The organism is Variovorax palleresanus (assembly GCF_051144945.1).
GTDB lineage: Bacteria > Pseudomonadota > Gammaproteobacteria > Burkholderiales > Burkholderiaceae_C > Variovorax > Variovorax paradoxus_S.
In genome coordinates, this window is the sequence record NZ_JBJNVP010000002.1 from 1,074,225 (window position 1) to 1,100,591 (window position 26,367).

Genomic DNA, 26,367 nt, shown 5'->3' on the forward strand with positions numbered 1-26,367 from the left:
GTCAACCGGCCGCGGCTTGCGTGTTCGTCGGATTTTTTTCCTGCTGCGCCATCCACTCGCGCAGCGAGCGGGGCCGCATGTCGGTCCACGCCTCTTCGACGTGGGCGAGCACAGTCTTCTTGTCGCCCTTCACGCCGTCGACCGCGGTCCAACCCTTGGGCACGGCCTTCCAGTGGGGCCAGATGGAATACTGGTCTTCGTGGTTGACCAGAACAATGAAGGTCTCGTCTTCGCGATCGAAGCAGCTCGTCGACATGGATACGTCCTTATGCGGTTGAACAGAAAGAGCGAGCCAGAGGCCCGGTGGGCCATCTCTTCGCTCCTGCTCAACAAGACGTTTCAGGACGGGATCTGTTCACTCCGCGCTGGAAGGCGGCACCAGGCCGGCCAACAGCCACAGGCGGGCTGCCTTGTCGTAGGCCTTGCGATGCGCGGGATCGGCAACGAGCCAGGCCGTCATCTCGTCGCGCGCGGCCGCATCGAAGTTCTCGCGGTCGTACTCGCGCTGCACCCATTGCCATGCGGCGCTCCAGATAGGGTCGTCCTGTTCTTGTGTCATGCGTGAAGGGTGTGTGGCATTGCGCGGCCGCACGATGCGCCAGCGCTAAGGCTTTCACCTTACACCAATCCCGCACGCGTGCAGCCGCGCTCAATCATCCACAAGCAGGCGGCCGCATTCCTTGATGGCTTGCGCCGCTTCGGCGATGAGCCCGTTCACCAAGCCGAGTGCGCAACCCAGGCGCAGCGCAATCTCGCGCTGCGTGAGGCCTTCGAGCCGGTAGAGCTCGAACACCAGCCGCGTTCGCGCGGGCAACGCCGCCAGCACCTTGTCGATCGCATGGATCGCCTGGCGCTCGCGCATCAGGCGGTCCGGCGCCGGAGGGCCGGCCACGTCCAGTGTCTCGACGTCGATATCAAAGGTGCGGTAGCTGGCCTCGACCGTGTGGCGACGGCAGCAGTCGAGCGCCACATTGCGCACGACCTGGCAGCAATAGCCGATGGGCCGGTCGGCCTTGCGCACGCAGGGGCCGTCGGCAATCTTGAGGTACGCGTCCTGCATCACATCGTCGGCAAGCTCCGCGGTGCGGACGATTCTTCGCGCCACGCGCAGCAGCTGCGGACGGTTCGCGATGAAGACTTCCGCGAGCGTGGGTTCGGACAGATGCAGCGCCACGTCGATGGGTTCTCTCATCATGCGAAGCGGGGCAGAGGCCGCCCGGAAGAATGTCGGCAAAGGTGCAGACCTGTGAACATGAAGGCGGTACTCCTGAAGTGCTCAATACAAATGAGAATTATTACTACTTGTGGATACAAAAAAGCCCCATTTCCCAACCCCTTCATGCTCCATACCCAGTAGACGTTTGAGCACGCCAAAGCGAGACAGCCGGCGTGAGGAATTCAAGCAACCAAACGTTCGCCGATGGTGGGGCGGCCGCATGACAGAAAGATGATGGCGACGCGCGCGCATCTAGAATTCCGCCCCCTTCCCCGCTCCCTTTCCCGCTCCCTCCCTTGCCCATGAACATCGTCGTCAACGAAGAACTCAAAGCCTATATCGATCCATTGACTCCGGAGGAGCATGAGGCGCTGGAACGCAGCATCCTCACCGAAGGCTGCCGCGACGCGCTGGTGCTGTGGGGCGACGTGCTGGTGGACGGCCACAACCGCTACGGCATCTGCCAGAAGCACGGCCTGCCGTTCCAGACGGTGCAGAACACACGCTTCAAGACGATCGAGGACGTGCACCTCTGGATGATCGACCAGCACCTGGGCCGGCGCAGCATTTCCGATTTCTTGCGCGGCGTGCTCGCGCTCCGAAAGAAGGACATCGTCGACGAGCGCCGCGCACGCGCATTGGCCGACACGGCGCCATCGGACGACAACGACGCGCCATTCGATGCCGACCCGCCCGCAGCCGGACCATCCGCGGACAACGCCCCTGCCCTGCCCCCGCCCGCGCCTCTGAGCAGCCGCGAAGCCATTGCCCGCGCCGCGCGCCTGAGCAGCAACCAGGTGGTGATGATCGAGAAGATCCAGAAGCAGGCCGCGCCCGAACTGGTGGCGGCCGTGAAGTCCGGCGTGATCTCCATCAACACGGCCGCGGCCGTGGCCAGCCTGCCCGCCGAAGAGCAGGTCTTCGCGGCCAACGCGGGCAAGGATGAACTCAAGCAGGCCGCCAAGCGCGTTCGCGAAGCCAGGCGAAAGCCCCGCGAAGAGTCGTCGGCCGAATCCGCTGAATCGAATCCGGCCGATCAGCCCGCAAAGCAGGCCGACGCCGTCCAGTTGCTGGAGCAGCGCGTGGCCGAACTGACGGCCGAGAACGACGCCCTGCGCAGGCAGGTCGCCGAGCTGGAAGCGCAGCTCGTGAACTGACCCGCCGGCCAGTTCGATTGGCGGCTACAGCCGGATCTCGCTGATCTTCGCGCCCGAGATCGAGACGCCGGCTTCGAGGCCGACATTGGTCAGCACGAAGCCGACCACGGGCTGCTGGATCGTGTTGGTGTCGATGCTGCCGTTGGCGCCAAAGGTTGCGGCGGCCACCGTGGCATCGGCGCCGGCCGTCCAGCCCTTGCTGCTGCGGAACTTGTCGAGCGCAGCCTGCGTGGTGAACACGTAGATCACAGCTTTCGACTGCGCGCCAGCCTGGAAGCCGATCGAGCCCGCAGTGGTGCTGTAGTAGGCCTGCGTGCGTCCACCCGCGCGCAGCGCGCCGCGGCCGTACTCGGCGCCTATGCCCATGCTGGCCCCGACCACGGCGGGAAACACCAGCACGCCCTTCGACGATGCAACCAGTTCGCGCGAGCCCCTGGCGGAGTCGTACAGCTTGGACAACGCGGCATCGACCTGGGCATCGATCGAAGCGCGCGACGATGCGCTGCTGGCCTGGTCCTGGGGCCGAGTGGTGGTGCAGCCCACGACCGCGATGCCACCGACTGCGACGGCACACGCGAGAGCAAGGCTGCGGAAATGAATGGATCGCATGGCGCTCTCTCCTTTGCAAGTAAACGACAAAAAGCCGAGTGCTTTCACTCACGCCGCTCGGCGACCTGTTCGACCCATGCTAGTTCCGGAAAGTCCTTTGAGAACCGGCTTGCGAAATCGGCCTACGCGAAGTCGCGCCCTCGAAGAACTCCGCCCGGCCACGGGCCGACGCAGAACGGTGCTTGCCTGAGCGCTGCAGTGCCGGCAGCTTCCCGAGCGACTCCTCGAAGAGCCGGGGGAGAGCCTGCGCGCGCGCCGTGCGGCCCCTGGCGCGTGGGCACCAACATTCAGCTGTGCTTAACGATTGATGCAGTTTCACTAAACCACGCAAACCGCTCGAATCTCTACAGTACGGCGCATGCACACACCATCGCACCTCATGGCGCTCGACACGCCGGCCGCCCTCGTCGACCTGCCGCGCATGCAGCACAACATCGATCGCATGCAGGCGCGCATGAACGCGCTCTCCAAGCGCTTTCGCCCGCACGTGAAGACCACCAAGTGCACGCCGGTCGTGCGCGCGCAGCTTGCCGCGGGCGCACAGGGCATCACCGTTTCCACGCTCAAGGAAGCCGAGCAATTCTTTGCCGACGGCATCACGGACATCCTGTACGCCGTCGGCATGGCGCAGCATCGTCTGCCGCAGGCGCTTGCCTTGCGGCGCAAGGGCTGCGACCTGAAGATCATCACCGACAGCGCGGCCTCGGCCGCCGTCATCGCCGAGTTCGGCCGCGCGCATGGAGAGGCGTTCGAAGTCTGGATCGAGATCGACACCGACGGCCACCGCTCCGGCATCAAGCCCGACGAAGCGGCGCTGCTCGAGGTCGCACGCACCTTGCATGCGGCCGGCATGCGGCTCGGCGGCGTGCTCACGCACGCGGGCTCCAGCTATGACCTCGATACACCCGAAGCGCTGGCCGCCATGGCGGAGCAGGAACGCGCAGGCTGCGTGCACGCGGCCGAGCGCCTGCGCGCGGCCGGCCTGCCCTGCCCCGTGGTCAGCGTCGGCTCCACACCCACCGCGCTGTCGGCAGAGCAACTGGACGGCGTGACCGAGGTGCGCGCCGGCGTCTACGTGCTGTTCGACCTGGTGATGAAGAACATCGGCGTCTGCGACACGTCGGACATCGCGCTCAGCGTGCTGACCACGGTCATCGGCCACCAGGCCGACAAGGGATGGGCCATCGTCGATGCGGGCTGGATGGCGATGAGCCGCGACCGCGGCACGCAGAAACAGAAGCGCGATTACGGCTACGGCCAGGTCTGCGGCATCGACGGAGCGGTGCTCGACGGCTACGTGCTGAGCGGCGCCAACCAGGAGCACGGCATCCTCTCGCGCGAAGGCACGCCCGACCCCGATATTGCGGCGCGCTTTCCGATCGGCACGCAGCTTCGCATCCTGCCCAACCACGCCTGCGCCACGGGCGCGCAGTTTCCCGAGTACCACGCGCTCGCGCAAGACGGAACGCTGGCCACCTGGAGCCGGCTGCACGGCTGGTAAGAGAAACCATGAGCACAAGTATTCAACCCATTGCACCGGCGGGCCTTGCCAAACCGGGCGGGCACTACAGCCACGCCACCGTGGCGAACGGCTTCGTTTTCGTCTCCGGGCAATTGCCCATCACGGCCGATGGCACCCGGCTGGCCGAGGCCTCCTTCGAGCAGCAGACGCGCCAGGTGCTCGACAACGTGAAGGCGGCCCTGCTGGCGGCGGGGAGCGGCATCGATCGGCTGGTGCAGGTGCGCGTCTATCTCGATGCCATCGAAAACTGGCCCGCCTTCAATGCGATCTATGCCGAGTGGGCCGGCGATGCCCGGCCCTCACGCGCCATCGTGCCCACGGGGCCGCTGCACTTCGGCTTCAAGGTCGAGGTCGAAGCCGTCGCGCTGGGCTGAACGCGGCAGGCGACGCCGAGCGCGGCGCCGCACTGCTGACTTGCGGGCAAAAACCGGGCAAACCGAAAGTTCTGCAAGATCTCTCTCAATTCTTAATTGATAATGATTGCTATTTACTTTTAGAGATAGCACGTGTTGTCGACCTCAAGACTCAAGGGCACGCCCCCCGCCGGCGCCCGCCCTGCACCAGGAACCTCCTGCCTCCCTCCTTTCCGGAAAACAACCCTCAGCCTCGGCACCGGCGCCACGCTGCTGGTGCTGTGCGCCGCCGCGCAAGGCAGCCGCGCCTATGCCCAGGAAGCCACCGACAAGGCGGCCGCCCTGCCAACGGTCACCGCCACTGCCGCGGAAGAAACGCCTCAGCATCTCGGCGCCAAGGTGAGCAGCGGCGCCCTCGGCGCACGCAGCCAGCTCGAGACGCCCTTCTCCACCACGGTGGTCAAGAGCGAAGACCTGGCGGAGCGCCAGGTGTCCAAGCTGGGCGACGTGTTCGCGCTCGACGCGTCGGTGTCGGACAACAGCGGCGCCTACAGCAGCTGGGCCAGCTACATCACCGTGCGGGGCCTGCCGCTGGACTGGCAGAACGGCTACCGGATGGACGGCAAGCCCTTTCTGAGCTACGCCATCACCCTGCCCTACGAGCACTTCGAGCAGATCGAACTGCTCAAGGGATCGACCGGCTTCATGTACGGCTTCGGATCGCCGGGTGGCATCGTCAACTACGTGACCAAAAGGCCGACGGACCAGCCGGTGCGAAGCATCGACGTGGGCTACAAGTCGAACAGCGTGTGGAGCGAGCATGTCGACCTGGGCGGACGCTTTGGCCCCGACGACCGGTTCGGCTACCGGCTCAACGCCACGCATGAAGAAGGCAAGACCTTCAACGACGGCGGCATCCGCCGCGATTCGGTGTCGCTGGCGCTCGACGCCAGGCTGGCGCGCGACCTGACCTGGAACTTCGACGCGCTGTACCAGAAGCGCAAGTCCACCGACCAGACCCCATCGATCTCCACCAGCGCCTATACGGGCAGCCGCCTGCCCACCGCCGTGCGCGGCGACGATCAGCGGCTCCTGGGCCCGGGGCAGCACCTCACCACCGATCTGCAGCTCTACTCGACCGGGCTCCAGTACAAGCTGACACCCGACTGGACCCTTAGCACCAGCTACAGCCACAGCACCTCCAAGCGCAGCCGCAACGAAGGCATTCTTTATCTGCAGGATGCCAGCGGCAACTACGACGACTACCGCTCCGACACGCGCGAAGGCCATCGCTTCGACCAGTGGCAGGCCATGGCCGAGGGCAAGCTGCGCACGGGGTCGATCGAGCACCAGCTGACGCTCGGCGCGTCGTGGCAAAAGCAGGTGAACGACTACAGCAGCAACAGCATCTACCAGTGGATCGGCACCGGCAGCATCTTCGGGCAGAACACCAATGCCTACGCCAGCACGACCGACCTCACGCTCTACCGCAACAGCGACATCACGCAGCGCGCGATCTTCGCGAGCGACACCTTGAAGCTGTCGGACCGCTGGTCGGTGCTGGCAGGCCTGCGCAGCACCAACTACGAACAGAGCGGCTACGGCACCGACGGCATCAAGACTTCGGAGTACGCCAAGAAAGGCGTGGTGACGCCGACGCTGGCGCTGATGTTCAAGCCCGCGGCCGACACCACGCTCTACACGAGCTATGTCGAATCGCTCGAACAAGGCAGCTCCGTCAGCAGCCTTTACGCGAACAACGGCGAGCTGCTCAAGCCGCTCAAGAGCAAGCAGTACGAGTTGGGCATCAAGACCGGCCGCGAGCGCTGGAGCGCCACGGCCGCGCTGTTCCGCATCGAGCGCGGTGCCGAATACGCCGACAGCGCCAACGCGCTGGTGCAGGACGGCCAGTCGATCTACCAGGGCCTGGAACTGGGCGCCTCCACGCGCCTGGGATCGCAGTGGCAAGTCGGCGCCAACCTGATGTTCCTCGACGCTTCGTACAGGCGCGGCAGCGACAACATCGGCAACCGCGTGGCGGGCGCGCCCAATTTCGTGGCCACGGCGCAGGTGTCTTATGCGGTGCCGCAGGTGCCGGGCCTCAAGCTCTCGGCCGACGCCAAGTACACCGGCAGCACCATGCTGAATGCGTCCAACCAGCTGAGGCTTCCGGGCTACGCCATCGCCAACATCGGTGCGAGCTACGCCACGCGCATCAACGGCCATGACACCACGTTCCGCGTGGCGGTGAACAACCTCACGAACAGGCGCTACTGGGAATACCAGTACGACAACTACATCAAGCCCGGCGACCCGCGCACCTTCAGCCTGAGCGCCAAGCTGGACTTCTAGGCGCCGCCGCGGCGCGCGGCCCTGCAGGATGGAAGAATGAGCCCCTCTCTCTCAACTGCCTGAGCCCGCGCTCTGGACGCCATGCCCCATTCCACTGAAGCCCCGATCAGCGAAGCCGCCATCGTGGAGGCCGCCCATGCGTTGCGCGGGCGGGCGGTTCGAATGCTCGAAGAGCTCGTCGCGCACCCTTCGCTGCTGGGGCATGAACAAGGCGCGCAGGCCTTCATGGCCGAAACCTTCGCGAGCCTGGGTCTGCGCGTCCACCAGTTCGAGATCGACGAACAAAAGATCCGGCAGCATCCGGGCTACTCTCCCTCCATCGTTCCCTACCAGGGGCGCACCAACGTCGTCGGCATTCATCAGCCCGACGGGCCGCAGAAGGGACGCTCGCTGATCTTCAACGGCCACATCGACGTGGTGCCGACCGGTGCCGAAGTGCTCTGGAAGCATCCGCCTTTTGAGCCGACGATCGAGGGAGACCGGCTCTACGGCCGTGGCTCGGCCGACATGAAGGCGGGCATTGCCGCCTACACCATGGCCTATGCGGCGCTGCAGTCACTGGGACTGGCGCCGGCATCGCCGGTGTACTTCCAGTCGGTGGTGGAAGAAGAGTGCACAGGCAACGGCGCGCTCGCCTGCCTGGTCGAGGGTTACCGCGCCGACGCGGCCATCATTCCGGAGCCGCTCGGTGGCGTGATGACCTGCCAGATGGGCGTGCTGTGGTTCGCGCTCGAAGTGCTGGGCAAGCCGGTGCATGCCTCGGTAGCCCAGACTGGTGTGGGCGCCATCGATTTTTCGCTCTATCTTTTTTCGGAACTCAAGAAGCTCGAGCAGCGCTGGAACGAGCCTGCCAACCGCTACCGCAGCTATGCGCACCACGCCCATCCGGTCAACTTCAATCTGGGAAAGATCCAGGGCGGCGAATGGGCATCGTCGGTGCCCTCGGCCTGCCGCAGCGACATACGCATCGGCTTTTATCCTGACATGAACGTGGCCCGGGCCAAGGCCGAGGTCGAAGCCGCGCTGGCTTCGGCCTATGCCGCGCATCCGGCCCGCGAGAGCCTCAGCTACAGGCTGATCTACGAAGGCTTCCAGGCCGACGGCTTCGATCTCGACCTCGATTCGCCGATCGTGACCGAGCTCTCTAAGTGCTACCAGGACATCGTCGGCGAGCCGCTGGAGCCCGGAGCCTTCACGGGCACCACCGACGCGAAGTTCTTCAACATCTATGGACAGACCCCTGCCGTTTGCTACGGCCCCACGGGCTCCAGCATCCACGGCATCGACGAGTGGGTTTCCATTGACAGCCTGATGCAGGTGACCGCCGTGCTGGCGGTGTTCATGGCACGCTGGTGCGGCGTCAACCGCACCGCGTGACCTGGCTGTGATTTATCGCGCCACTGGCTTCAAGAAGATTTCGACACGCCGGTTCTGCATGCGTCCCTCTTCCGTCGCATTGCTTGCCACTTGCTGGGTCTGGCCTCGTCCCTCGGCAGAGAGGCGTGTTTTGGCTACGCCGCGGTCTGCCAGATAGCTTCCCACGCTTTGTGCCCGACGCTGCGACAGCGTCATGTTGTGGTCCGGGTTGCCAGTGCTGTCGGTATGCCCGACCACTTGGGCGTTGATGCCAGGCTCTTGGGAGATGGTTTGGGCTACGCCGTCGAGCACGCTTCGAAACGAAGGCTTGATGGTGGCGCTGTCGCTATCGAAAGTCACCTGGCTGGGAATATTGACCTTCAGCGAGCCGTCCGGCTGCTCGGTGATCTGCGTGCCAGTGCCTGCCGTCTGGCCGGACAACTTGTTGCGGATCGCTCCCCAGTTGTAGCCCACGCCCGCGCCCACCGCGGCACCGACTGCCGCACCGATGGCCGTGCTCTTCTTGTTGTGGCCCATCAGATTGCCCACACCCGCACCGACGACAGCACCTGCGCCTGTGCCCACAGCCGTATGGGTTCCTTGCTCGGTCGCGCAACCCGCGACGAGCACCGCGGCCATTGCCAGCGAAGCCAGTTTGATTTTCATAGGTCCTCCGATTGAGTTGCGCAGCGCCCGCGCTATGCGCGCTTGACGAGGCGAACGATGATCAGCAGCACGATGGCGCCCGCGGTTGCCACGACGAGGCTGCCGACCAGACCGCCGCCACTGGAGACGCCGAACGTGCTGAACATGAAGCCTCCGAAGACAGCGCCGAGCACACCAACGACAAGATCGCCGATGAGGCCGAAGCCGCCGCCCTTGACGAGCATGCCGGCCAGCCAGCCAGCAACCAGACCCACAACGAGAAACCACAGCAAACTCATTTATCTACTCCCTTGAATAGGCCGATGCGGCCATGAAGCGGCAAGCGTAGCCGCCACGCGTTCGCCAAAAAACAATGGTGCAATCAGCCTGTGATTTATTGCTCTCTGCAGAAGAATTTCTTGTTTGCCGTGCATCACTTCGATGGCGCCTGGCCAGTGATGTCCACCACCACCCGGCGATCCGGCTGCAGGCATGCAATCAATTCGGGCGTGCGGACCGTGCCCTTGCAATTGATGGTCACGGGCTCGCGTGCACCGCTCGAGCCGACCTGCATGGGCACCCGAAGACCCGCTGCCTTCAGGTAGTCGCGTACCGTGCTTGCACGGCGAAGCGCCAGCTCCTGGTTGTAGGCCTGACTGCCAAGCCGATCTGCGTGGCCGGTGATCTGCAGGCTTTGAACTTCCACCCCTTGCCGATGCAGGGCCCGGGCAAGCTCATCGAGTTCGGCGCGACCCTTGGGCAGCATGTCACCGGTGTTCGACCGGTCGAACGCGAAAAGGGCATCCGCGCTCAAGGTGACGCGCTTTGGCATGACGGGAGCGGGCGCGGGTGCGGGCGCCATTGCCACAGGAGCAGGCGGCTTCAACATCGCCTCGCAGTCCGCGCCCTTCCAGTGGAAGTCCTGGCTTTTCATGTCCTTGTCGAAATGCACCATGTACTGGCAGGTGATGAACTCGTGTCCCTTGCCCGTGCGAAAGTTGAAGATGTAGTTCCACTCGCGCGGACCGAACAGGCCCTCGCTGAAATGCGGATAGCTGATGAGTTCGCGAACCTGGTTCTTGCTCATGCCAGGACCGATGCGGCGCAGCTGCTCGACGTCGACGAACGTGCCGTTCTTGAGCCAGGCCCTGCCCATGTCGGGAAAGTTCACCGAATGCTCGGCCGGGGCAGCCGGAGAGCCGGTTGTCGATGCGCAGCCGACGGTGACTGCCAGCACAACAGCCGACACGAAGAATTGAATTGCTTGTTTCATGCGATTGCTCCTGACTGTTCGATCAATCGAACGAAAAACCGAAACCAACGCGAACGATCGCCTTGCCCCCGCCAGAGCCCCAGCCGATGCCTCCATGCAAAGTGGTCTGTCCATTGTCGGAACGCTTGAGCAGGTTGATGCCTATCCCGGCCTGGCCGTTGTAGCCGGCGACCGCGCCGCTCACGTGATAGCGGCCCGGCTCGACAGGCGTGACCACCGCCATGGCGGCCGATGCGGCGATGCCGCCCGACAGCATCTTGGTATTGCGTTCGATGCTGTTCTGCAGGCCGTTCACCCGCGCGTCGGTGTACGCGGTTGCCGCGGCGATGCCGCTGTTCAACTGGTTCACGTTGACCGCATCGGTGCCGGCAACTCCGGGCGCCACGTTGCTGATCGTCACCGGGCCGGTCGAGTTGTTGCCGCCCATGGTCACGCTGTTGTAGTTGGTCGTGCCGTCGGCATTGGTGTCGTACTTGACCGTCGACTGGTCGATCACGGCCACCGCGCCCTGCACGGCCTTCAGCTGGCTCACGTTGGCGGCGTCGCTGTCGGCCGTGCCGGCTGCCACACCCGTGATCTGGCGGTACTGGCCGTTGGCCGCGTCGCCGACCGACACCGCCGCGAGCGTGCTGGTGGTTGCTCCGATGGCTATACGCTGCGAGTCCGTGGCGCTAGGCGGAACATAGCCTGCCACGCCTGCGGCTGTTGAAGCGATCGCTCCGGCGCCGAGGGCGACACCCCCGGCTTGTGTGACGCTGGTTCCCGCACCGATGGCCACGCCCTGAACGGCGGCGGCCGAAGACTGAGTGCCCAACGCAATGGAGTCCGCCATGTGCGACGTGGCAGCCTGTCCGATGGCAATGCCGCCGGTCGCGCTCTGCTGCACCACGGCGCCGTTGCCGATGCCCACGCCGTTATTGCCATTGACCACCGTCTGAGGACCCACAGCCACCGACTCCGCGCCGATGGCCAGCGAATCCGCGGCGCTGGAGTTCGCGTGGAAATACAGGGTGGGGGTGACGGCAAAGGATTGCAGCGCGCTGGACAACTGCCGGATCGTGACGGCATCCTGCGCCTCCGTCCCATCGGCCACATTGGTGATCTGGCGGTAGCTGGTGGCATTGCCGACGGAAACCGCACCAAGGAGCGTCCTGTCGGTGGTGTTGTAGGTGATGACGGAGTTGCCGGCTGGAATGGTGCCCGTTGTGGGGGCTATCGCACGGTCGGAAATGGAACCCGCGCCCAATGCCACTGCGCCGGCCTGGCTCGCCTGGCTCAACGCACCCAGCGCCAAGCTCTGGTCCGCAGTGGCTCTCGCACCTGACCCATTGGCCGTCGCCAGTACACCCGTTGCCTGTGTGTCTACGAAGCTGTCGGGCGCAGTCGCAAAGGTCGCGTTTGGGGTATAGGTGGTGTCCAGCGGAGCACCGTTGAGCATGTAGACCCGGCCGCCGGTTGCCGTTGAATAGTTGCCGGTGGCCGTAGCCATCGACCCGACGGATGTTGCCGCGATGCCCGATGCCACCGAGTTGGCGCCGAGGGAAGTGGCTCGTACGTTGCTCGCATTCGCCCGGCGCCCAATGCTGACGGCGTAGTCATTCGTGGCCACTGCACTCTGGCCAAGTGCCACCGTGGAGAACGCACTGGAAGTCGTTGCATCGCCGATGGCGACGGCACCGTTACCGGCAGAGTTGGACGCAAAGCCAATGGCGATGCCCAGCCGGGCGCTCGCCGTTCCGCCAATGGCGATCGTGTTCTGGGCAAGGGACTGGGCGCCAGCGCCTATAGCCACCATGCCACCATTGCTCGCATTGGCATTGACGCCCAGGGCAACACTGCTTGTAGTAGCTGCTGTGGCGCCCATGCCCACCGCCAACGTGTTGGCGGCGGAGGCCACCGCATTGGGGCCAACAGCGATGGAGTTGGCACCAGTGGCACCCGAATTCGCCAAGGTCGAATTGCCGACCAGGTTGGAGTTGGTGTGGAAGTACGGCGTCTCGTCCACGCTGATCCATTGGCCGTTCTTCCACACCGCCAAGCCTGCCTGCAGGCCGTTGACGCCCGTCGTCGCGGTGCTGTTGTAGACCACCATGCCTTCGACTGGCTGGTTGCCGTTCAGGCCCCAGGTGTTGCGATCGGTCAGCGCGATGCGGGGGAGTAGAGCGCCGCGGTTGGTACTTTCGAGTTCCAGCAGGGAACCCGGATTGATGGTGATGGGGTTGTCACCGATCTTGACCTGCGCCTGCGCGGCGGATGCGGACAGCAACAGCAGTGCAGTACCCACCGCGCAGCGGCCGAGGGGCGGCAACTTGCCGCGGGTTGTGCGTGAAATTGACCAATATGTTCTCTGCATGTTCACCTCGTCTGTTGGGGTCTGGGTTGACCTTGTCCCGGCAATACCGCCGTAGAACTTTCGTAGGCCTGACAAACGCGATGGTGTCGGGCGACAAACGAGCGAGGTGATCTCTTGCGAGGTTTAGCGAGAATTGAGACGAATTGACGCAGGGAAGTGTGATTTAGTTATCAGGTCAGAGTACTTTGGTTTCAGATGACCAACCCAATGGTCGCGCGACTGAAACCCCGCCAGGCTCAGGTTCGGTCGGCGGGAAAGTGGCGCGGCAAGTCCATCACGAAGGTGGTGCCCACGCCGGGGGCGCTGTGGCCGTCGAGGCGTCCGCCGTGGCGATCGACCACGGCGCGCACGATGGCCAGGCCCACGCCATGCGAACGCGCGGCAAACCCGCTCGATGCCGTGGCATCCATGTCGCCGTCCAGGGCCGGCATCACGCCTTCCGTGTCCTGGTGCAGCAATGCCTCCATGACCTCCGGCGACATGCCCGCGCCTTCATCGGACACGGCAATCAACACCCGGTGCGGCGCTGCCTCGCCGCCCGCCGACACGCAAAGCCGGATCGACGCGCCCGAAGGGCTGTAGCGGATGGCGTTGTTCAGCAGGTTGACCACGGCGCGCGTGAGCAGCGGTGCATCCGTCCACAGCTCGACGTCTTCTTCCGTCGGCACCTCGGCAGAGAGCTTGACGCCGCGCTGCGCCGCGTGGGCCCACACCTGGTCGACAGCGTCCAGCGCAATGGCCCCTGCCGGCATCTCCACGAACCGATAGCTGTGCATGCGGGCCTTCAGGAGATCGACGAAGTCGTCGGCGAGCCGCAGCGACCTCTCGGCCTCGCGGCGCAGGCTCTCCGTCAACAGCGGCTGTTCGAGCCAGTCGGCACCGTGGGCGCGCAGATCGAGCAGGCTCAGGATGTTGACCTGCGGCGTGCGCATGTCGTGCGACATGAAGCTCAGCCACTGCTCGCGCTCCTGCTCGGCGCGCCGCTCGGCCGTGAGGTCGTGCAATACCACCAGCCAGCGCGTGGAGACGGAGTCCTGCTGGTGCAGCGTTGCGGCCCGAACGCGCAATACCTTCCCATCGAGCGTCGTGCGCTCCACGTCGATGCCTTCCGCCCACTCCTTGGCGCCGGCGCCGAGAGGGTCGGTCAGCCCGTCGCACCGGGTATCCGCAAGCATGTCCACCACGGCGCGGCCTCGCAGCGGATCATCCGCTTCGTCGCTCCCGGCCGCCTGCGCGCTCAGCAGCGCACGAGCGGCGGCATTGCTGGTGGTGATCGTGCCGTCGCCGCGGCACACGAGCAGCGCCACGGGCATCTGCCACAGGCTCGTGCTGAGCAGCGTGCGGATCTGCCCGACGCGGTCGATGGCGTCGTCGAGCATGAGGGCATGGGCATGCACGTCGTCCCAGGCCTGCACGGGCGCCCGGCGCTCCGGGTCGAAGGCACCGCTGGGCACCGCGTTGAGCGCCGCGGCGCGCTGGTCGAAAAAGCGAAACAGCGCGTCCAGCCGCCGCCAGCTCCACAGCATGTAGCCCACGACGATGCCCAGCACCGGCGCCGAGGGCGGCAGCCACAGGTGCGCCGCCGCGAACATGCCAAGGCTGAACCCCACGCACACCGTGATCAGCGCAAGCGCCACGGTCCACGCCTTGCGGGCAAATCGGCGAAAGAGCGCCAGCGCCAGCCAGATGGGAACGGCGATCCACGCCGCCAGCCATGCTCCGTCGGCAAAGCGCACTGTGGTTCCCTGGCGCAGGGCGTCGATCGCATTGGCATGCAGCTCGATGCTTGGAAGCGAGGTCATCGCTCCGGCGCCGGTCACCGGCAATTCGTCTTCCAGCCGTGAACTGCCCACCGCTCCGATCAGGATTACCTTGTGGCGCAGAAGCTCCGACGGCACATCGCCTCGCAGCACGCTCACAAAGGGCACAGTGCGCCAGCTGCCCACAGGCCCCGCCAGCGGAATACCGAACTCGCCTTGCATCTGCCAGCCGTCCGCGCGCTGCCTGGAGGGCGCGATGACAACATCGCTTGCCGGATGGCCGCTCGCCAGAATCCAGCCCAGATAGTCGTGCAGATGCCCGCGCAGGCCTTCGCGCAAGAACATCCGGCGTGCAACGCCATCGGCATCGCGTGTGATGTTGACGTGGCCGAGCGCCTTGGCGCGGCGCGCAAACTCTGGCAAGGGCTCCCGAAAGCCGGGTGTATCGTCAAGTGCCCCATCGAGCTGCCCCGTATAGCTCAGCGGCAAATACACCGGAACCCGCGTCATGGCCTGCGCCAGCAAACGGTCTTCCTCCGGGTCTTCCGACGGCATGTCCAGGAACAGGTCGAGCAGCACGCCCTTGGGCTCCATGGGTGCAAGCCGCTCCAGCAGCCGCGCATGCACGCTGCGCGGCCAGGGCCAGGGGCCCAGCGCGTTGATGCTGCGTTGATCGATCCCCACCACCAGAATGTCCGGCGACGGGGTGGCCCGCGCCCGGCTCATCACATGGTCGTAAGCAGCGAGGTCAATTTGCGCCAGGCCGGGCGAGCGCTGCAGCCACCACAGCGCCGGAGGCAGCAGCGCCATCATCAGCAGCCATTCGACACGGAAACGGCGCCGCACGGTTCAGCGGTTTGTCGGTGGCGGGGCGGGAACGTCGAAGCTGCCCTCGAAGACCGCCGCCTCGGCGCCGGGCGTCGTGATCTCGCGGCTGCGCCAGTGATAGCGACCCGGCACGTCGAGCGGGCCCACCAGCGCGCCGCCTCCATACAGCACCGGCTCGCTCACCAGCGCAGGCGCAAAGGCCGGCGTGCGCGCCAGCTCGAAGGCATAGCGCTGGCCCGGTCGCGCCGGCCAGCTGATTTCGTAGCGGCCGTCGTCCATGCGACGCACACCGGCCGGGGCGGCACGCACGCCGACATAGACGATGCTGTCGCCCGGCATGCCCTCGAGCTGCCGTGCATCGAAAGCCGTGAGCCGCAGGTGGTAGAAGCCGGTCTGCAGATCCGCGGGCAAGGCAAACTCGCCTTGCTGCGAACGCTCCTCGTAGGCCAACTGCAGAAAGCGCTCATCGCGCGCCAACTGCATGCGATAGCCGACCGCGCCCGCCACCGGCACCACCGCGGCCTGCGTGCTCCCCTGCCCCTGGCGCGCGTTCTCTGGCGGTGGCAACAAGGTTTGCGCCTGCAGCGCACCCGGGCCCTCCAGCAAGGCGCCGCGTGCCGCAGCGAGCAGCAGGGCCGGCCGATTCGCGCTGGACACGGCCACCTCTCCTTCGATAACTTCCGCCGAGATCACGCCTTCTTCGTTGCGCGCGCGAAAGTGCGTGCCGCGCACGCCCAGTGCCGCCGTGCGGTTGCGAATCTCGAATTCACGGCCGCGCTGCTTCTCGACATGCGCCTCGACGCGCCCGTCCAGCAACTGCAGCTGCGTGACGCGGCCATTGGCCACCAGCACCTGAACCGCACTGCTCGAAGGCATCACCAGACGGCTGCCATCGCCCAGCCCCAGGCTCAGGAAAGCGCCGCGATCGGTCACCACCACGTCGTTGGCCCTTACCGCAGCGCCTTGCGCCAGCGCGCGCGGCGCATCGTTGCCTCTTTTGAGCCATGCGCTGCCTGACAGCTCCACCACCGCCGCGACGGCAGCAGTGCCGCCGCTGAGGAGCAGCACCTGCCCAGGTTTCAGATGCTCGGGTACCGGCACGGCATTGCCGCGTTGCAGTTCGGGCCAGCGCAGCGGCGTATTCATGTGCTGGCGCGAGATGTCCCACAGCGTTTCGCCGGGCCGCACCACGTGCGTGGGCTGTGCCCGCGCAGCCCCTGACAGCACCGTGAGCGACAGCACGGCAAGCAATGCGAGTCTGTTGTTTGCCAATGCCTGCCTAGACCGGCTCGCCGGCCGTGTGCTCATTGCCATTCGATGATGCCTCCAGGCGATAGCCGTGCCCATAAACCGTGTGCAACTGAAGCCCGTGCGCCACGTTCAGGCGCAGCTTGATTCGGAGCCGGTAGATCTGGCTGTCGAGCGCGCGGCCGGGCGTTTCGCCCTCGCGCCCCACGCACTCCAGCAGATGCACGCGCGACACCGGCCGGCCAAGGTTGCGAAACAGCGCCAGCGCCATGCGGAACTCGCTGTCGCTCAGCACCACGCGGCGCGCCGGCTCCGCACCCGCCGCGCCAATACGCACGGTCGACGAGATACGGTCGAACACCCAGCTGCCAAAGCGCTCCAGCGCGCTTGCCGCCGCGAGATGCCTCGACTTCAAAAGGCGCTGGATGCGCGCGGCCAGCTCCAGCGGGCGAAAGGGCTTCACCACGTAGTCGTCGGCGCCCGTGCCAAGGGCGCTTGCCACGTCGCGCTCGGAGTGGCGCGAACTCAGCATCACCACCGGAACCGTGCTTTCCCGCTGCTTGCGCAGCCAGGCCAGCAGCTCCACACCGTTCAGGTCGGGCACGTTCCAGTCCAGCACCAGCAAGTCGAAGCTTTCGGTGCGCAGCGCATCCCGCAAGGCTTCGCCACTGCTGAAAGGCACGCACGACACCGGCTCCTCGATGATGAGCAAGCGATGCTCGAGCATGTCGACCAGAAGGCTCATCTGGGCGGGCTCGTCTTCCAGGACAGCAATACGCATGGGGGTCCGGCGTGGATGCCAAGAAGATATTATTTATTACTAAAGTTACATTGTGCATTAAGGCTGGAAGTGCGGGGGCGGCATTCGATGCCTAAGTGGCATTCGATGGATGCCCCCGCACTTTCCGTACCTACTGCCTACTGCTCGCCGGCCACCTCGATGTCGACGCGGCGATTGGGCTGCAGGCAGCTCACCAGCGCCGGGGTCTTCGCGGTGCCCGGGCACTGCGCCACCGGCTGCCGGGCACCCATGCCCGCGGTGCGGATGGCGTTGCGCTCGATGCCCTGTTGTGCCAGCAGATCACGCACGGTGTTGGCCCGCGCCAGCGACAGCGCTTCGTTCGAGCCCGCGCTGCCCAGGCGGTCGGTATGGCCCGTCACTGCAATGGAATGCACGCGCTTGAAGTTGCGCTTGATGTCGGCGGCCAGCCGCTCGATCTTGGCGCGGCCTTCGGGCGCCAGGTCGTTCAGGCTGCCGCCGCCAAAGCGGAACAGGCCATCGGCGCCAAGCGTTACCTTCTGCGGCGGCGTCACCACGGGCGCAGCCACGGGAATGGGCTTGACCTGCGGCGGATCGAGCAGCATTGCGCAGTTCGGGTCCTTCCAGTACATGCCCTGGGTCAGCCTGTCGCCGTCGTAGCGCACCATGTATTGGCACGTGGTGAACTCCGGGCCTTTCCCGGTGCGAAAGTGGAAGATGTAGTTCCACTCCTTGACACCCGCCAGGCCCTCGCTGAAATGCGGCGAGCCGAGCAGGTCGCGAACCTGGTCCTTGCCCATGCCCGTGCGCATCATTCGCAGCGCCTCCAGGCTCGGGAAAGCGCCCTGCTTCCACTTGGCCGCGTCCAGCTTGGGAAAGTCCTCGGCCTTTGGCGGTGGCGGCATCTCCTTGGCGGCGCTTGCCTGGGCTTGCGGCGCGATGGGATAACCCGGGCTGGCGCACCCGCTCAGCACGAGCACGCACAGAAGGGCAAGCAGGGGCGGCAGGCTGACCAGCGTCATCACCAGCGCCGTGGCGCGTTGTTGCAGTTGTTTTTCCATGATCGTTGTTCCTTGAATCAGTCGAAGACCCACTCGGCACCCACCGTGGCCGCCGCGCCGGCGCGGCTCATGCCCACGCCGCCCGTCAGGCTCCAGGCGTTGTTGTCGGAGGTGCGGCGGAAGCTGATACCCACGGCGCTCTCGCCCTTGAAGACGCCGTAGCCCACGCGCATCACCGTCTTGCCCGGCAACGACTGGCCCGGCATCTGCACGGCCATGGCGGCGGCCACGCCGGCGTAGGCATTGCGGCCTATCTTGTTCACCTGGTCGCCCAAGGCGTTGATGCGGTTGTTCACGCCACCGATTGCCCCGCTGAGCTGGTTCACGTTCACGGCATCGGTGCCCACGACCCCAGGCGCCACGTTCGAGATGACGGTTCCGTTGGGTGCCTGCCCGTTGCCCAGAATGACCTGGTTGTAGTTGGTGGTGCCGTCCGCATTGGTGCTGTAGTTGATGCCGCCGTCCTTCACCGCCTGCAACTGCCGCACGTTCACCGCGTCGGTCGCCTCGATACCGCCGGCCACGTTGGTGATCTGCCGCTCGTTGCCCGAGCTGCCGACCGACACCGCGCCCTGCGTGGAAGACACCGACACGTTCGAGAAGGCTTCGCGACGTCCGCTCATGCCCGGACGGTCCGCCGTGGAGCCGGCGCCCAGTGCCACGCCGCCCACGCTGGAGACCACCGAGGCCGCACCGATCGCAACGCTGTTGCCCCCGGTCGCCACCGAGTTGAGGCCCACCGCCACGCCGCCCGGGCCGGAGGCGCTGGCCCCCACGCCGCTTGCCAGCGAGTTCGTACCCGTGGCACCGTCGTTGTTGTAGTTGGCCTGCTGCACGCCGCCGTCGTTCACGCTGTAGTAGTGGGTTCTTGCCGCGTTGACGGTTGTGCCCAGGTTCGAGATGGCGGTGTTGGTGGCGTAGAGCTGGCTGCCGTTCACCGCATCGGTGCTGGTGGCGTTCAGCTGCCCGGCCGCCACGTTGGTGATCTGGCGCTCGGCACCCGCGCTGCCCACGCTCACCACGCCCGTGGGCGCAGCGCCCGCAAAGGTGTAGCTGGTGCCGCCGATCGTCGTGCCAGTCACCGCGGTCGCGGTGCCCGTGGTGCTGTCGTTGCCCAGGGCCACGCTGTTGGCCGTGGTTGCGGTGGCACCGGTGCCCACTGCCACGCTGTTGATGCCGCTGGCCGTGGAGCCCGAGCCCACCGCGGTGGCGTTGGTAGCCGAGGCCACGGGCGCCACGTAGGTGGCCGGCGCACCGGTGATCCACATGTTGGCCGCCGTGGAGGTAGCCGTGTTCAACTGGCTCAGGTTCACCGCATCGGTCAGATTGACACCTGCGCCCACGTTGGTGATGGTGTTGCCGCCCATGTTCAGCGTGTTGCCGGCGTTCATCGTGATGCCGGTGCTGTTGATGGTCGGCCCGCCGCTGATCGTCAGGCTGTCGGCCACCAGATCCGGCGTGGTCGCCACCGTGATGGTGTTGCCGCTGTGCACCAGGGCAATGTTCTGCCCGCTCACGAACTCCACCGTGCCGCCGGGTGCCACGTTGGTGGCCGTGTCGCCATCGGCCTGCAGGTTCCAGCCCGCATTGGCCACGGTGCTCACCGCATTGAGCTGGTTCAGGTTCACCGCATCGGTGCCCAAGGCGCCGGGTGCCACGTTGCTGATGGTGGTGCCCGCGGCGTCGATGCCCGCGGTCGTCACGCTCGGTCCGCCCGTGATGGTCAGGCCGTTGGTGTTGAGCACGCTGTTGCCGGTGGTCACGCTGGTGGCCACCAGATCCGGGTTGGTGGCAATGGTCAGGTTGGTGCCGTTCTGCGTGATGGCAATGTTGTCGCCCGCCGTCGTCGTCACTGTGGCGCCGGGCGCCACGTTGGCCACGCTGGTGCCGCTCACCGTACCGGTGCCAGTGGCCGCCGTCGTCGTGTTCCAGCCCATGTTGGCCACGTTGCTCACCGTGGTCAGCTGGTTCACGTTCACCGCGTCGGTGCCGGCCACGCCGGGTGCAACGCTGGTGATGACGGTGTTGTTGGCGTTGAGGCCCGCAGTCGTCACGCTCGGCCCGCCCGTGATGGTCAGGCCGTTGGTGTCCAGCAGGCTGTTGCCCGTGGTCACGCTCGTGAACACCGGCGTGTCGGTCATCTGCAGCTGCACCTCGTTGCCCACCACGGCGCTCTTCAGGTTGGCGCCGCTGTAGGTGCCGGCCGTGGTGCCCAGGCCGGTGATGGCGAGCGTCTCGCCCAGCTTGCGGTCCACCGTGCCGGTGTTGCCCGTGAAGGTCATCGGCGTGTTGGCCAGCGTGGTGATCTGGCTCACGTTGGCCACGTCGGTCGGGTTGACGCCCGCCGCCACGTTGGTGATGGTGTTGCCGCCCATGTTCACCGTGGTGCCAGGATTCACCGTCAAGCTGCCGCCGATGGTGGTGCCGCCGGTCAGCGTGGTCGGGCCGGTGGCCGTCAGGTTGGTGGTGGTCACGCTGGTGAAGGTGGGCGTGTCGGAGGTCGCGATCTGCACTTCCGCCCCGTTCTGCGTGATGGCGACGTTGTTGCCCGCCGTGTAGGTGGCCGTGCCGCCCGGCGCAATGTTCTGCACCGTGGTGCCGCTCACCGTGCCGGTACCCGTCGCTGCCGTGGTCACGTTCCAGCCCAGGTTGGCGGTGGTGTTCACCGCATTGAGCTGGTTCACGTTCACCCCATCCGTGCCAGCCACGCCGGGTGCCACGTTGGTGATGACGGTGTTGTTGGCATTGATGCCCGCAGTCGTCACGCTCGGCCCGCCCGTGATGGTCAGGCCGTTGGTGTCCAGCAGGCTGTTGCCCGTGGTCACGCTCGTGAACACCGGCGTGTCGGTCATCTGCAGCTGCACCTCGTTGCCCACCACGGCGCTCTTCAGGTTGGCGCCGCTGTAGGTGCCGGCCGTGGTGCCCAGGCCGGTGACGGCCAGGGTCTCGCCCAGCAGGCGGTCCACCGTGCCGGTGTTGCCGGTGAAGGTCATCGGCGTGTTGGCCAGCGTGGTGATCTGGCTCACGTTGGCCACGTCGGTCGGGTTGACGCCCGCCGCCACGTTGGTGATGGTGTTGCCGCCCATGTTCACCGTGGTGCCAGGATTCACCGTCAAGCTGCCGCCGATGGTGGTGCCGCCGGTCAGCGTGGTCGGGCCGGTGGCCGTCAGGTTGGTGGTGGTCACGCTGGTGAAGGTCGGCGTTGCCGAGGTGGCAATCTGCACTTCCGCACCGTTCTGCGTGATGGCGATGTTGTTGCCTGCCGTGTAGGTGGCCGTGCCCCCTGGCGCGATGTTCTGCACCGTGGTGCCCGTGGCCGTGCCCGTGCCGGTGGCCGCCGTCGTCACGTTCCAGCCCAGGTTGGCGGTGGCGTTCACCGCGTTGAGCTGGTTCAGGTTCACCGCGTCGGTACCGGCCGCGCCGGGTGCCACGTTGGTGATGACATTGCCGCCCATGTCGACCGTGGTGGCCGGGTTCAGCGTCAGGCTGCCGCCGATGGTGGTGCCGCCGCTGAGCACCGTCGGGCCGGTGGCCGTCAGGTTGGTGGTCGTCACGCTGGTGAACACCGGCGCGTCGGTCATCTGCAGCTGCACCTCGTTGCCCACCACGGCGCTCTTCAGGTTGGCGCCGCTGTAGGTGCCGGCCGTGGTGCCCAGGCCGGTGATGGCGAGCGTCTCGCCCAGCTTGCGGTCCACCGTGCCGGTGTTGCCCGTGAAGGTCATCGGCGTGTTGGCCAGCGTGGTGATCTGGCTCACGTTGGCCACGTCGGTCGGGTTGACGCCCGCCGCCACGTTGGTGATGGTGTTGCCGCCCATGTTCACCGTGGTGCCTGGGCTCACCGTCAGGCTGTTGCTGATGGTCGTGCCGCCGCTGAGCACCGTCGGGCCGGTGGCCGTCAGGTTGGTGGTGGTCACGCTGGTGAAGGTGGGCGTGTCGGAGGTCGCGATCTGCACTTCCGCACCGTTCTGCGTGAGGGCGATGTTGTCGCCTGCCGTGTAGGTGGCCGTGGCGCCCGGTGCGATGTTCTGCACCGTGGTGCCGCTCACCGTGCCGGTGCCCGTGGCCGCCGTCGTCACGTTCCAGCCCAGGTTGGCCACGTTGCTCACCGTGGTCAGCTGGTTGACGTTCACCGCGTCCGTACCGGCCACGCCGGGTGCCACGCTGGTGATGGGCAGACCCCCTGCATTGATGCCCGTGGTGGTCACGCTCGGTCCGCCCGTGATGGTCAGGCCGTTGGTGTCCAGCAGGCTGTTGCCCGTGGTCACGCTGGTGAATACCGGCGTGTCGGTCATCTGCAGCTGCACCTCGTTGCCCACCACGGCGCTCTTCAGGTTGGCGCCGCTGTAGGTGCCGGCCGTGGTGCCCAGGCCGGTGATGGCGAGCGTCTCGCCCAGCTTGCGGTCCACCGTGCCGGTGTTGCCCGTGAAGGTCATCGGCGTGTTGGCCAGCGTGGTGAGCTGGCTCACGTTGGCTGCGTCGGTCGGGTTGACGCCTGCCGCCACGTTGGTGATGGTGTTGCCGCCCATGTTCACCGTGGTGCCCGGGTTCACCGTCAAGCTGCCCCCGATGGTGGTGGTGCCCGTGGCCGTCAGGTCGGTGGTCGTCACGCTGGTGAAGGTCGGCGTCATGCTGGTGGCAACGGTCAGGTCCGTGCCGCTCTGCGTGATGGCAATGTTGTTGCCCGCCGTCGTCGTCACCGTGGCGCCGGGCGCCACGGTGGCCACGCTGGTGCCGCTCACCGTGCCGGTGCCCGTGGCCGCCGTCGTCGTGTTCCAGCCCAGGTTGGCCGTCGCGTTCACCGCGTCGATCGCCGTGTTGGTCGCGAACAGCTGGCTGCCGTTGATGGCGTCGGTGCTGGTGCCGCTGATCTGGCCCGCTGCCACATTGGTGATGGTGCGTTCAAAGCCCGGCGAGCCGACCGACACCGTCGAAGCCGGTGTCGTGCCCGCGAAGTTGTACGTGGTGCCGGCAATGACGGCGCTGGGGGTACCCACCACCGTAGCCGTCGTCGAGCCCGAGCCCAACGCCACGTCGCCGGCATTCACGCTCGCCGATGCATTGGAGCCCAGCGCAAGGCTGTCGCTCACGCTGGCCGTTGCTCCCTGGCCAAACGCTGCCGCATTCACACTCGATGCGCTGGCCAGCGTGCCGACCGCCACCGAAGAAGTGCCAGTGGCGCTCGCCGTCTGGCCGATTGCGACTGAACCCACGCCCGTCGCGGTGTTCTGGCGGCCCAAGGCGACAGCACCCGAGCCGGTGACCGTGTTGCGGTCGCCGATGCCGACGGCTCCCTGGCCCACGACCGTGTTCTGGTAGCCGATGCCGACAGCGCCCTGCGCCGCCGTGCCCGGCGTGCTGACCGCCTGCCCACCGCCGCCCACCATGTTGGTGTTGCCGATGGCGGTGGCGCCGTTGCCCGTGGCCGTGTTGTCCAGGCCCGTGGTGACCGCGCCAGAGCCGGTGGAGGTGTTGGGGTCGCCAATGGCGACCGCGCCCGCGCCGGTTGCGACGTTGCCATTGCCGATGGACACGGCCGAGCCGGTGCCCGCCACGCCCGTGGCGGTTGCGTCCAGGCCGATGGCGACGTCACCCAGCTGAGCCGCGTTGGCGAATGCACCGATGGCGACCGAGCTTTCACCCACAGCCGACGCCATGCCAACCGCTACTGCAAGTTCACCGGAGGCATTTGCATAAGCGCCTGCCGCCACGGCGCTGTGTCCGCTGGCGCGCGCACTGACACCCAGCGCAGTGGAATTGGTGGCAGTTCCTTCCGCAAAAGTCCCAAAGGCGGCGGAATTGAAGCCGGAGGCAATGGAGAGACCGCCCACCGCAATCGACTGCTGGCCAGAAGCCGTTGCATCATTCCCAATCGCATACGCATTGCCACTCGATGCGATCGCACCATTTCCAATCGCATACGCTAGGGAGGCAGATGCGCTTGAATTGGCGCCGATTGCCGTCGAACCTTGACCGCTGGACACCGCGCCGCCACCCATTGCGATGGCATCCACAGCCGACGCCGACGCATTCTGACCCACGGCGATGGCGCGAGCATCAGCGGCTGACGCGCCGGTGCCCACGGCAATGGCGTTGCCGCCGGTTGCACCGGTGTTGTCGAAGTTGGCCTGCTGCACGCCATCGTCATTGACGCTGTAGTAATGCACCGGATTGCCGATGGCGGCTTGTACAGCGCCGTTCAGCTGGGCCACGTTGACCGCGTCGCTGTCCTCCGTGCCGGCTGCCACGTTGACGATCTGGCGGTAGTTGCCCACGTCGCCCACCGAGACCGCGCCCAGCAGGGTGCTGTTCGTAGCCATGATGCGCGCCGTATGTGCCGCGCTTGCGCCAACGGGCACGTAGCCCGCCACGCCGGGCGCTGTGTTGGCCACCGAGCCGCTGCCCAGCGCAACACCCTTCACCCCCGCGGCGGTGGAGCTGGCACCGGTGCCGATGGCGACGGCGTCGGGACCGCTGGAAACGGTGTTCTCGCCAATCGCGATGGAGCCCGAAGTACCCGAAGCCTGCGCGTTATTGCCAATGCCGATGGCACCGTTCCCGGTTGCTTGGGATGCGTACCCCAGCGCCGTGCTTCCAACTCCGATTGAATACGACCCGTTCCCCAAAGCGACGGCCTTTTCGGCCTGCGCCAAAGCACCGGCACCGAACGCAATAGAATTCGCACCGCTCGCCGTCGAAAAATACCCGGACGCAATCGCGTGATACCCAGAGGCAATGGCAAGATAACCCATCGCCGTCGTACCCTCTGCTTGTGCCTGCGACTGGAAGCCGAAGGCTGATGACGCATTTCCGGCCGCGTTGGCCGCCAGGCCGACCGCTGTCCCGGCGGTGTTTGCAGCGGCACCGTAGCCAACTGCGACAGACGAACCTCCATAAGCGTACGACGACCGCCCGACTGCGACGGAGCCGCTGCCGACAGCGCCGGCTTGATAGCCCACTGCGGTCGCAGAATCTTGAGATTGAGAACCCGCGCCGATGGACAAGGCCGCGCCTCCCCACGATTGAGCACCGTTACCAATCGCGATGGATTGGCTATATACAGCCAGTGCGCTTGCCCCGATCGCGACAGCGCCAGCGTTGAATGACTGCGCGCCGCAACCGATTGAAACCGAGGTGTAGCCTGCATAGGCGCCACATTCTCCTGCCCCGATGGACACGGTTCCGTTGCCGGGACCGACGCTGCCGCCGCCACCTATCTCCGTATTGGCCTGCGCCGGCGCTGTGAACGCCGCGGAAACGGCCAATGCCGCCCAGGTCGCGCGGACAAGCAGCCGGCCCGCTCTGGACGCCCCGCCCTCGCCCTGCTGTTGCTGATGATCGCGGCCGCCCATCGACGACGGTTCCGCCTGGACGACGCTGCCGCCCGCCTTCTTGCCGCATGCGCGCGCCGTTTCCGGAGCCGCGACGAATGCGCCCAAGGCTGCATTCCACATTGACCGGTATGTCTTGTTCATTCTCTGCCCCCTTGCGTTAGTTGGCGGTGCCGTTGATCGAAGAAGCGCCGGTGAAGCCCAAAGAGGCTCCCCCCAGGCGTTGTTGTTGCTGTTGCTGTTGCAGTTGCCCATTCAGCGCAAAGGCCCTGGCGGTGCCTGCGCTGCTCATCAGAATCTGGTGTCTTGTTGTCATGCGGTTCCTCTTTCCTCTCCGTGCGGATCGATAGCTGAAAGGGCTTGAGGCCCCACGAGCAAACAGCAGCGGCGGCGGCGGGAACTTTGGTGACCCGGCGTGCTCTTGTGCGTGCGAAATGGATCGTGCCGAGGGGGCCAGGGGGCCGTGAGAATTGCGCGAGATTCCGTCAGAATTGAGCTAAATCGTGTTCAAAAAGGCGGACTTAATGCACACATTTAGGCTGTTCG

The 26,367-nt window shown here is 66.1% G+C and carries 19 protein-coding genes and 1 pseudogene; 5 read left to right on the forward strand and 15 right to left on the reverse strand.

All coding sequences use genetic code 11. From position 1 onward, the window contains the following. Position 1 precedes the first annotated feature (1 nt). The 3 genes from ACJ7Z0_RS08715 to ACJ7Z0_RS08725 all read right to left on the reverse strand — a co-directional run bounded on the left by ACJ7Z0_RS08715 (position 2) and on the right by ACJ7Z0_RS08725 (position 1,195). The gene (locus ACJ7Z0_RS08715) at positions 2-256 is read right to left on the reverse strand and encodes an MbtH family protein (RefSeq protein WP_434789519.1); all 255 of its coding nucleotides are present in this window, start codon (positions 254-256) and stop codon (positions 2-4) included. A gap of 99 nt (positions 257-355) precedes the next feature. Further along, on the reverse strand, positions 356-559 hold the full coding sequence (locus ACJ7Z0_RS08720; protein ID WP_431129225.1) for a DUF4880 domain-containing protein: 204 nt from the start codon (positions 557-559) through the stop codon (positions 356-358). A gap of 90 nt (positions 560-649) precedes the next feature. Further along, entirely contained in the window at positions 650-1,195 is a 546-nt protein-coding gene (locus tag ACJ7Z0_RS08725; protein WP_434789520.1) for a sigma-70 family RNA polymerase sigma factor, read from the reverse strand. Between the two features lie 323 nt (positions 1,196-1,518). Here ACJ7Z0_RS08725 and ACJ7Z0_RS08730 point away from each other — a divergent pair, with 323 nt between their 5' ends. Then, positions 1,519-2,373 carry a plasmid replication/partition related protein gene (locus tag ACJ7Z0_RS08730; RefSeq protein ID WP_434789521.1) on the forward strand — a complete coding sequence of 285 codons (855 nt, stop codon included), beginning with the start codon at positions 1,519-1,521 and terminating at the stop codon, positions 2,371-2,373. Between the two features lie 24 nt (positions 2,374-2,397). Here the strand turns inward: ACJ7Z0_RS08730 and ACJ7Z0_RS08735 are convergent, their stop codons facing one another. Then, positions 2,398-2,982, reverse strand: a complete 585-nt coding sequence (locus tag ACJ7Z0_RS08735) for a BPSL1445 family SYLF domain-containing lipoprotein (protein WP_434789522.1) — start codon at positions 2,980-2,982, stop codon at positions 2,398-2,400. A 358-nt stretch (positions 2,983-3,340) separates the two neighbouring features. Between ACJ7Z0_RS08735 and ACJ7Z0_RS08740 the strand changes: the two genes are divergently transcribed. The 4 genes from ACJ7Z0_RS08740 to ACJ7Z0_RS08755 all read left to right on the forward strand — a co-directional run bounded on the left by ACJ7Z0_RS08740 (position 3,341) and on the right by ACJ7Z0_RS08755 (position 8,586). Further along, the gene (locus ACJ7Z0_RS08740) at positions 3,341-4,483 is read left to right on the forward strand and encodes a DSD1 family PLP-dependent enzyme (RefSeq protein WP_434789523.1); all 1,143 of its coding nucleotides are present in this window, start codon (positions 3,341-3,343) and stop codon (positions 4,481-4,483) included. 8 nt (positions 4,484-4,491) lie between these two features. After that, positions 4,492-4,878, forward strand: a complete 387-nt coding sequence (locus tag ACJ7Z0_RS08745) for a RidA family protein (RefSeq protein WP_434789524.1) — start codon at positions 4,492-4,494, stop codon at positions 4,876-4,878. Between the two features lie 132 nt (positions 4,879-5,010). Continuing rightward, the gene (locus tag ACJ7Z0_RS08750; RefSeq protein WP_434789525.1) at positions 5,011-7,209 is read left to right on the forward strand and encodes a TonB-dependent siderophore receptor; all 2,199 of its coding nucleotides are present in this window, start codon (positions 5,011-5,013) and stop codon (positions 7,207-7,209) included. A gap of 81 nt (positions 7,210-7,290) precedes the next feature. Beyond that, positions 7,291-8,586, forward strand: a complete 1,296-nt coding sequence (locus ACJ7Z0_RS08755) for an ArgE/DapE family deacylase (protein ID WP_434789526.1) — start codon at positions 7,291-7,293, stop codon at positions 8,584-8,586. Positions 8,587-8,598: 12 nt separating this feature from the next. Here the strand turns inward: ACJ7Z0_RS08755 and ACJ7Z0_RS08760 are convergent, their stop codons facing one another. The 11 genes and pseudogenes from ACJ7Z0_RS08760 to ACJ7Z0_RS08810 form a co-directional block, all read right to left on the reverse strand. After that, the gene (locus ACJ7Z0_RS08760; RefSeq protein ID WP_434789527.1) at positions 8,599-9,231 is read right to left on the reverse strand and encodes a YiaD family glycine zipper/OmpA-like lipoprotein; all 633 of its coding nucleotides are present in this window, start codon (positions 9,229-9,231) and stop codon (positions 8,599-8,601) included. A 32-nt stretch (positions 9,232-9,263) separates the two neighbouring features. Continuing rightward, positions 9,264-9,509: a GlsB/YeaQ/YmgE family stress response membrane protein gene (locus tag ACJ7Z0_RS08765; RefSeq protein ID WP_434789528.1), complete on the reverse strand. Its 246-nt coding sequence runs from the start codon at positions 9,507-9,509 to the stop codon at positions 9,264-9,266. 134 nt (positions 9,510-9,643) lie between these two features. Then, the gene (locus ACJ7Z0_RS08770) at positions 9,644-10,483 is read right to left on the reverse strand and encodes an outer membrane protein assembly factor BamE (protein ID WP_434789529.1); all 840 of its coding nucleotides are present in this window, start codon (positions 10,481-10,483) and stop codon (positions 9,644-9,646) included. A gap of 22 nt (positions 10,484-10,505) precedes the next feature. After that, positions 10,506-12,836 carry a YadA family autotransporter adhesin gene (locus tag ACJ7Z0_RS08775; protein WP_434789530.1) on the reverse strand — a complete coding sequence of 777 codons (2,331 nt, stop codon included), beginning with the start codon at positions 12,834-12,836 and terminating at the stop codon, positions 10,506-10,508. 236 nt (positions 12,837-13,072) lie between these two features. Further along, positions 13,073-15,442, reverse strand: a complete 2,370-nt coding sequence (locus ACJ7Z0_RS08780) for a CHASE2 domain-containing protein (protein WP_434789531.1) — start codon at positions 15,440-15,442, stop codon at positions 13,073-13,075. A gap of 3 nt (positions 15,443-15,445) precedes the next feature. After that, a complete protein-coding gene (locus tag ACJ7Z0_RS08785) occupies positions 15,446-16,696 on the reverse strand; it encodes a FecR domain-containing protein (RefSeq protein ID WP_434789532.1) in 1,251 nt (416 codons plus the stop codon). Between the two features lie 7 nt (positions 16,697-16,703). Next, complete coding sequence (locus ACJ7Z0_RS08790) at positions 16,704-17,453, reverse strand: response regulator transcription factor (protein WP_431129185.1); 750 nt, start codon at positions 17,451-17,453, stop codon at positions 16,704-16,706. Between the two features lie 137 nt (positions 17,454-17,590). After that, positions 17,591-18,493 (reverse strand): OmpA family protein, encoded by a 903-nt coding sequence (locus ACJ7Z0_RS08795; protein WP_434789533.1) that lies wholly within the window; start codon positions 18,491-18,493, stop codon positions 17,591-17,593. 17 nt (positions 18,494-18,510) lie between these two features. After that, entirely contained in the window at positions 18,511-24,810 is a 6,300-nt protein-coding gene (locus tag ACJ7Z0_RS08800) for a hypothetical protein (RefSeq protein WP_434792634.1), read from the reverse strand. Between the two features lie 150 nt (positions 24,811-24,960). Beyond that, positions 24,961-25,965, reverse strand: a pseudogene (locus tag ACJ7Z0_RS08805) (ESPR-type extended signal peptide-containing protein); the annotation flags it as partial. Positions 25,966-25,981: 16 nt separating this feature from the next. Continuing rightward, the gene (locus ACJ7Z0_RS08810) at positions 25,982-26,137 is read right to left on the reverse strand and encodes a hypothetical protein (protein ID WP_434789534.1); all 156 of its coding nucleotides are present in this window, start codon (positions 26,135-26,137) and stop codon (positions 25,982-25,984) included. Between the last annotated feature and the right edge of the window lie 230 nt (positions 26,138-26,367).

Bases quoted from the DNA above. Each gene is read 5' to 3' on its own strand.
- ACJ7Z0_RS08760 (WP_434789527.1), bottom strand. From the start codon at position 9,231: ATGAAAATCAAACTGGCTTCGCTGGCAATGGCCGCGGTGCTCGTCGCG.
- ACJ7Z0_RS08740 (WP_434789523.1), top strand. From the start codon at position 3,341: ATGCACACACCATCGCACCTCATGGCGCTCGACACGCCGGCCGCCCTC.
- ACJ7Z0_RS08720 (WP_431129225.1), bottom strand. From the start codon at position 559: ATGACACAAGAACAGGACGACCCTATCTGGAGCGCCGCATGGCAATGG.
- ACJ7Z0_RS08725 (WP_434789520.1), bottom strand. From the start codon at position 1,195: ATGATGAGAGAACCCATCGACGTGGCGCTGCATCTGTCCGAACCCACG.
- ACJ7Z0_RS08755 (WP_434789526.1), top strand. From the start codon at position 7,291: ATGCCCCATTCCACTGAAGCCCCGATCAGCGAAGCCGCCATCGTGGAG.
- ACJ7Z0_RS08765 (WP_434789528.1), bottom strand. From the start codon at position 9,509: ATGAGTTTGCTGTGGTTTCTCGTTGTGGGTCTGGTTGCTGGCTGGCTG.
- ACJ7Z0_RS08735 (WP_434789522.1), bottom strand. From the start codon at position 2,982: ATGCGATCCATTCATTTCCGCAGCCTTGCTCTCGCGTGTGCCGTCGCA.
- ACJ7Z0_RS08790 (WP_431129185.1), bottom strand. From the start codon at position 17,453: ATGCGTATTGCTGTCCTGGAAGACGAGCCCGCCCAGATGAGCCTTCTG.
- ACJ7Z0_RS08715 (WP_434789519.1), bottom strand. From the start codon at position 256: ATGTCGACGAGCTGCTTCGATCGCGAAGACGAGACCTTCATTGTTCTG.
- ACJ7Z0_RS08745 (WP_434789524.1), top strand. From the start codon at position 4,492: ATGAGCACAAGTATTCAACCCATTGCACCGGCGGGCCTTGCCAAACCG.
- ACJ7Z0_RS08795 (WP_434789533.1), bottom strand. From the start codon at position 18,493: ATGGAAAAACAACTGCAACAACGCGCCACGGCGCTGGTGATGACGCTG.
- ACJ7Z0_RS08775 (WP_434789530.1), bottom strand. From the start codon at position 12,836: ATGCAGAGAACATATTGGTCAATTTCACGCACAACCCGCGGCAAGTTG.
- ACJ7Z0_RS08810 (WP_434789534.1), bottom strand. From the start codon at position 26,137: ATGACAACAAGACACCAGATTCTGATGAGCAGCGCAGGCACCGCCAGG.
- ACJ7Z0_RS08770 (WP_434789529.1), bottom strand. From the start codon at position 10,483: ATGAAACAAGCAATTCAATTCTTCGTGTCGGCTGTTGTGCTGGCAGTC.
- ACJ7Z0_RS08730 (WP_434789521.1), top strand. From the start codon at position 1,519: ATGAACATCGTCGTCAACGAAGAACTCAAAGCCTATATCGATCCATTG.
- ACJ7Z0_RS08800 (WP_434792634.1), bottom strand. From the start codon at position 24,810: ATGGCTACGAACAGCACCCTGCTGGGCGCGGTCTCGGTGGGCGACGTG.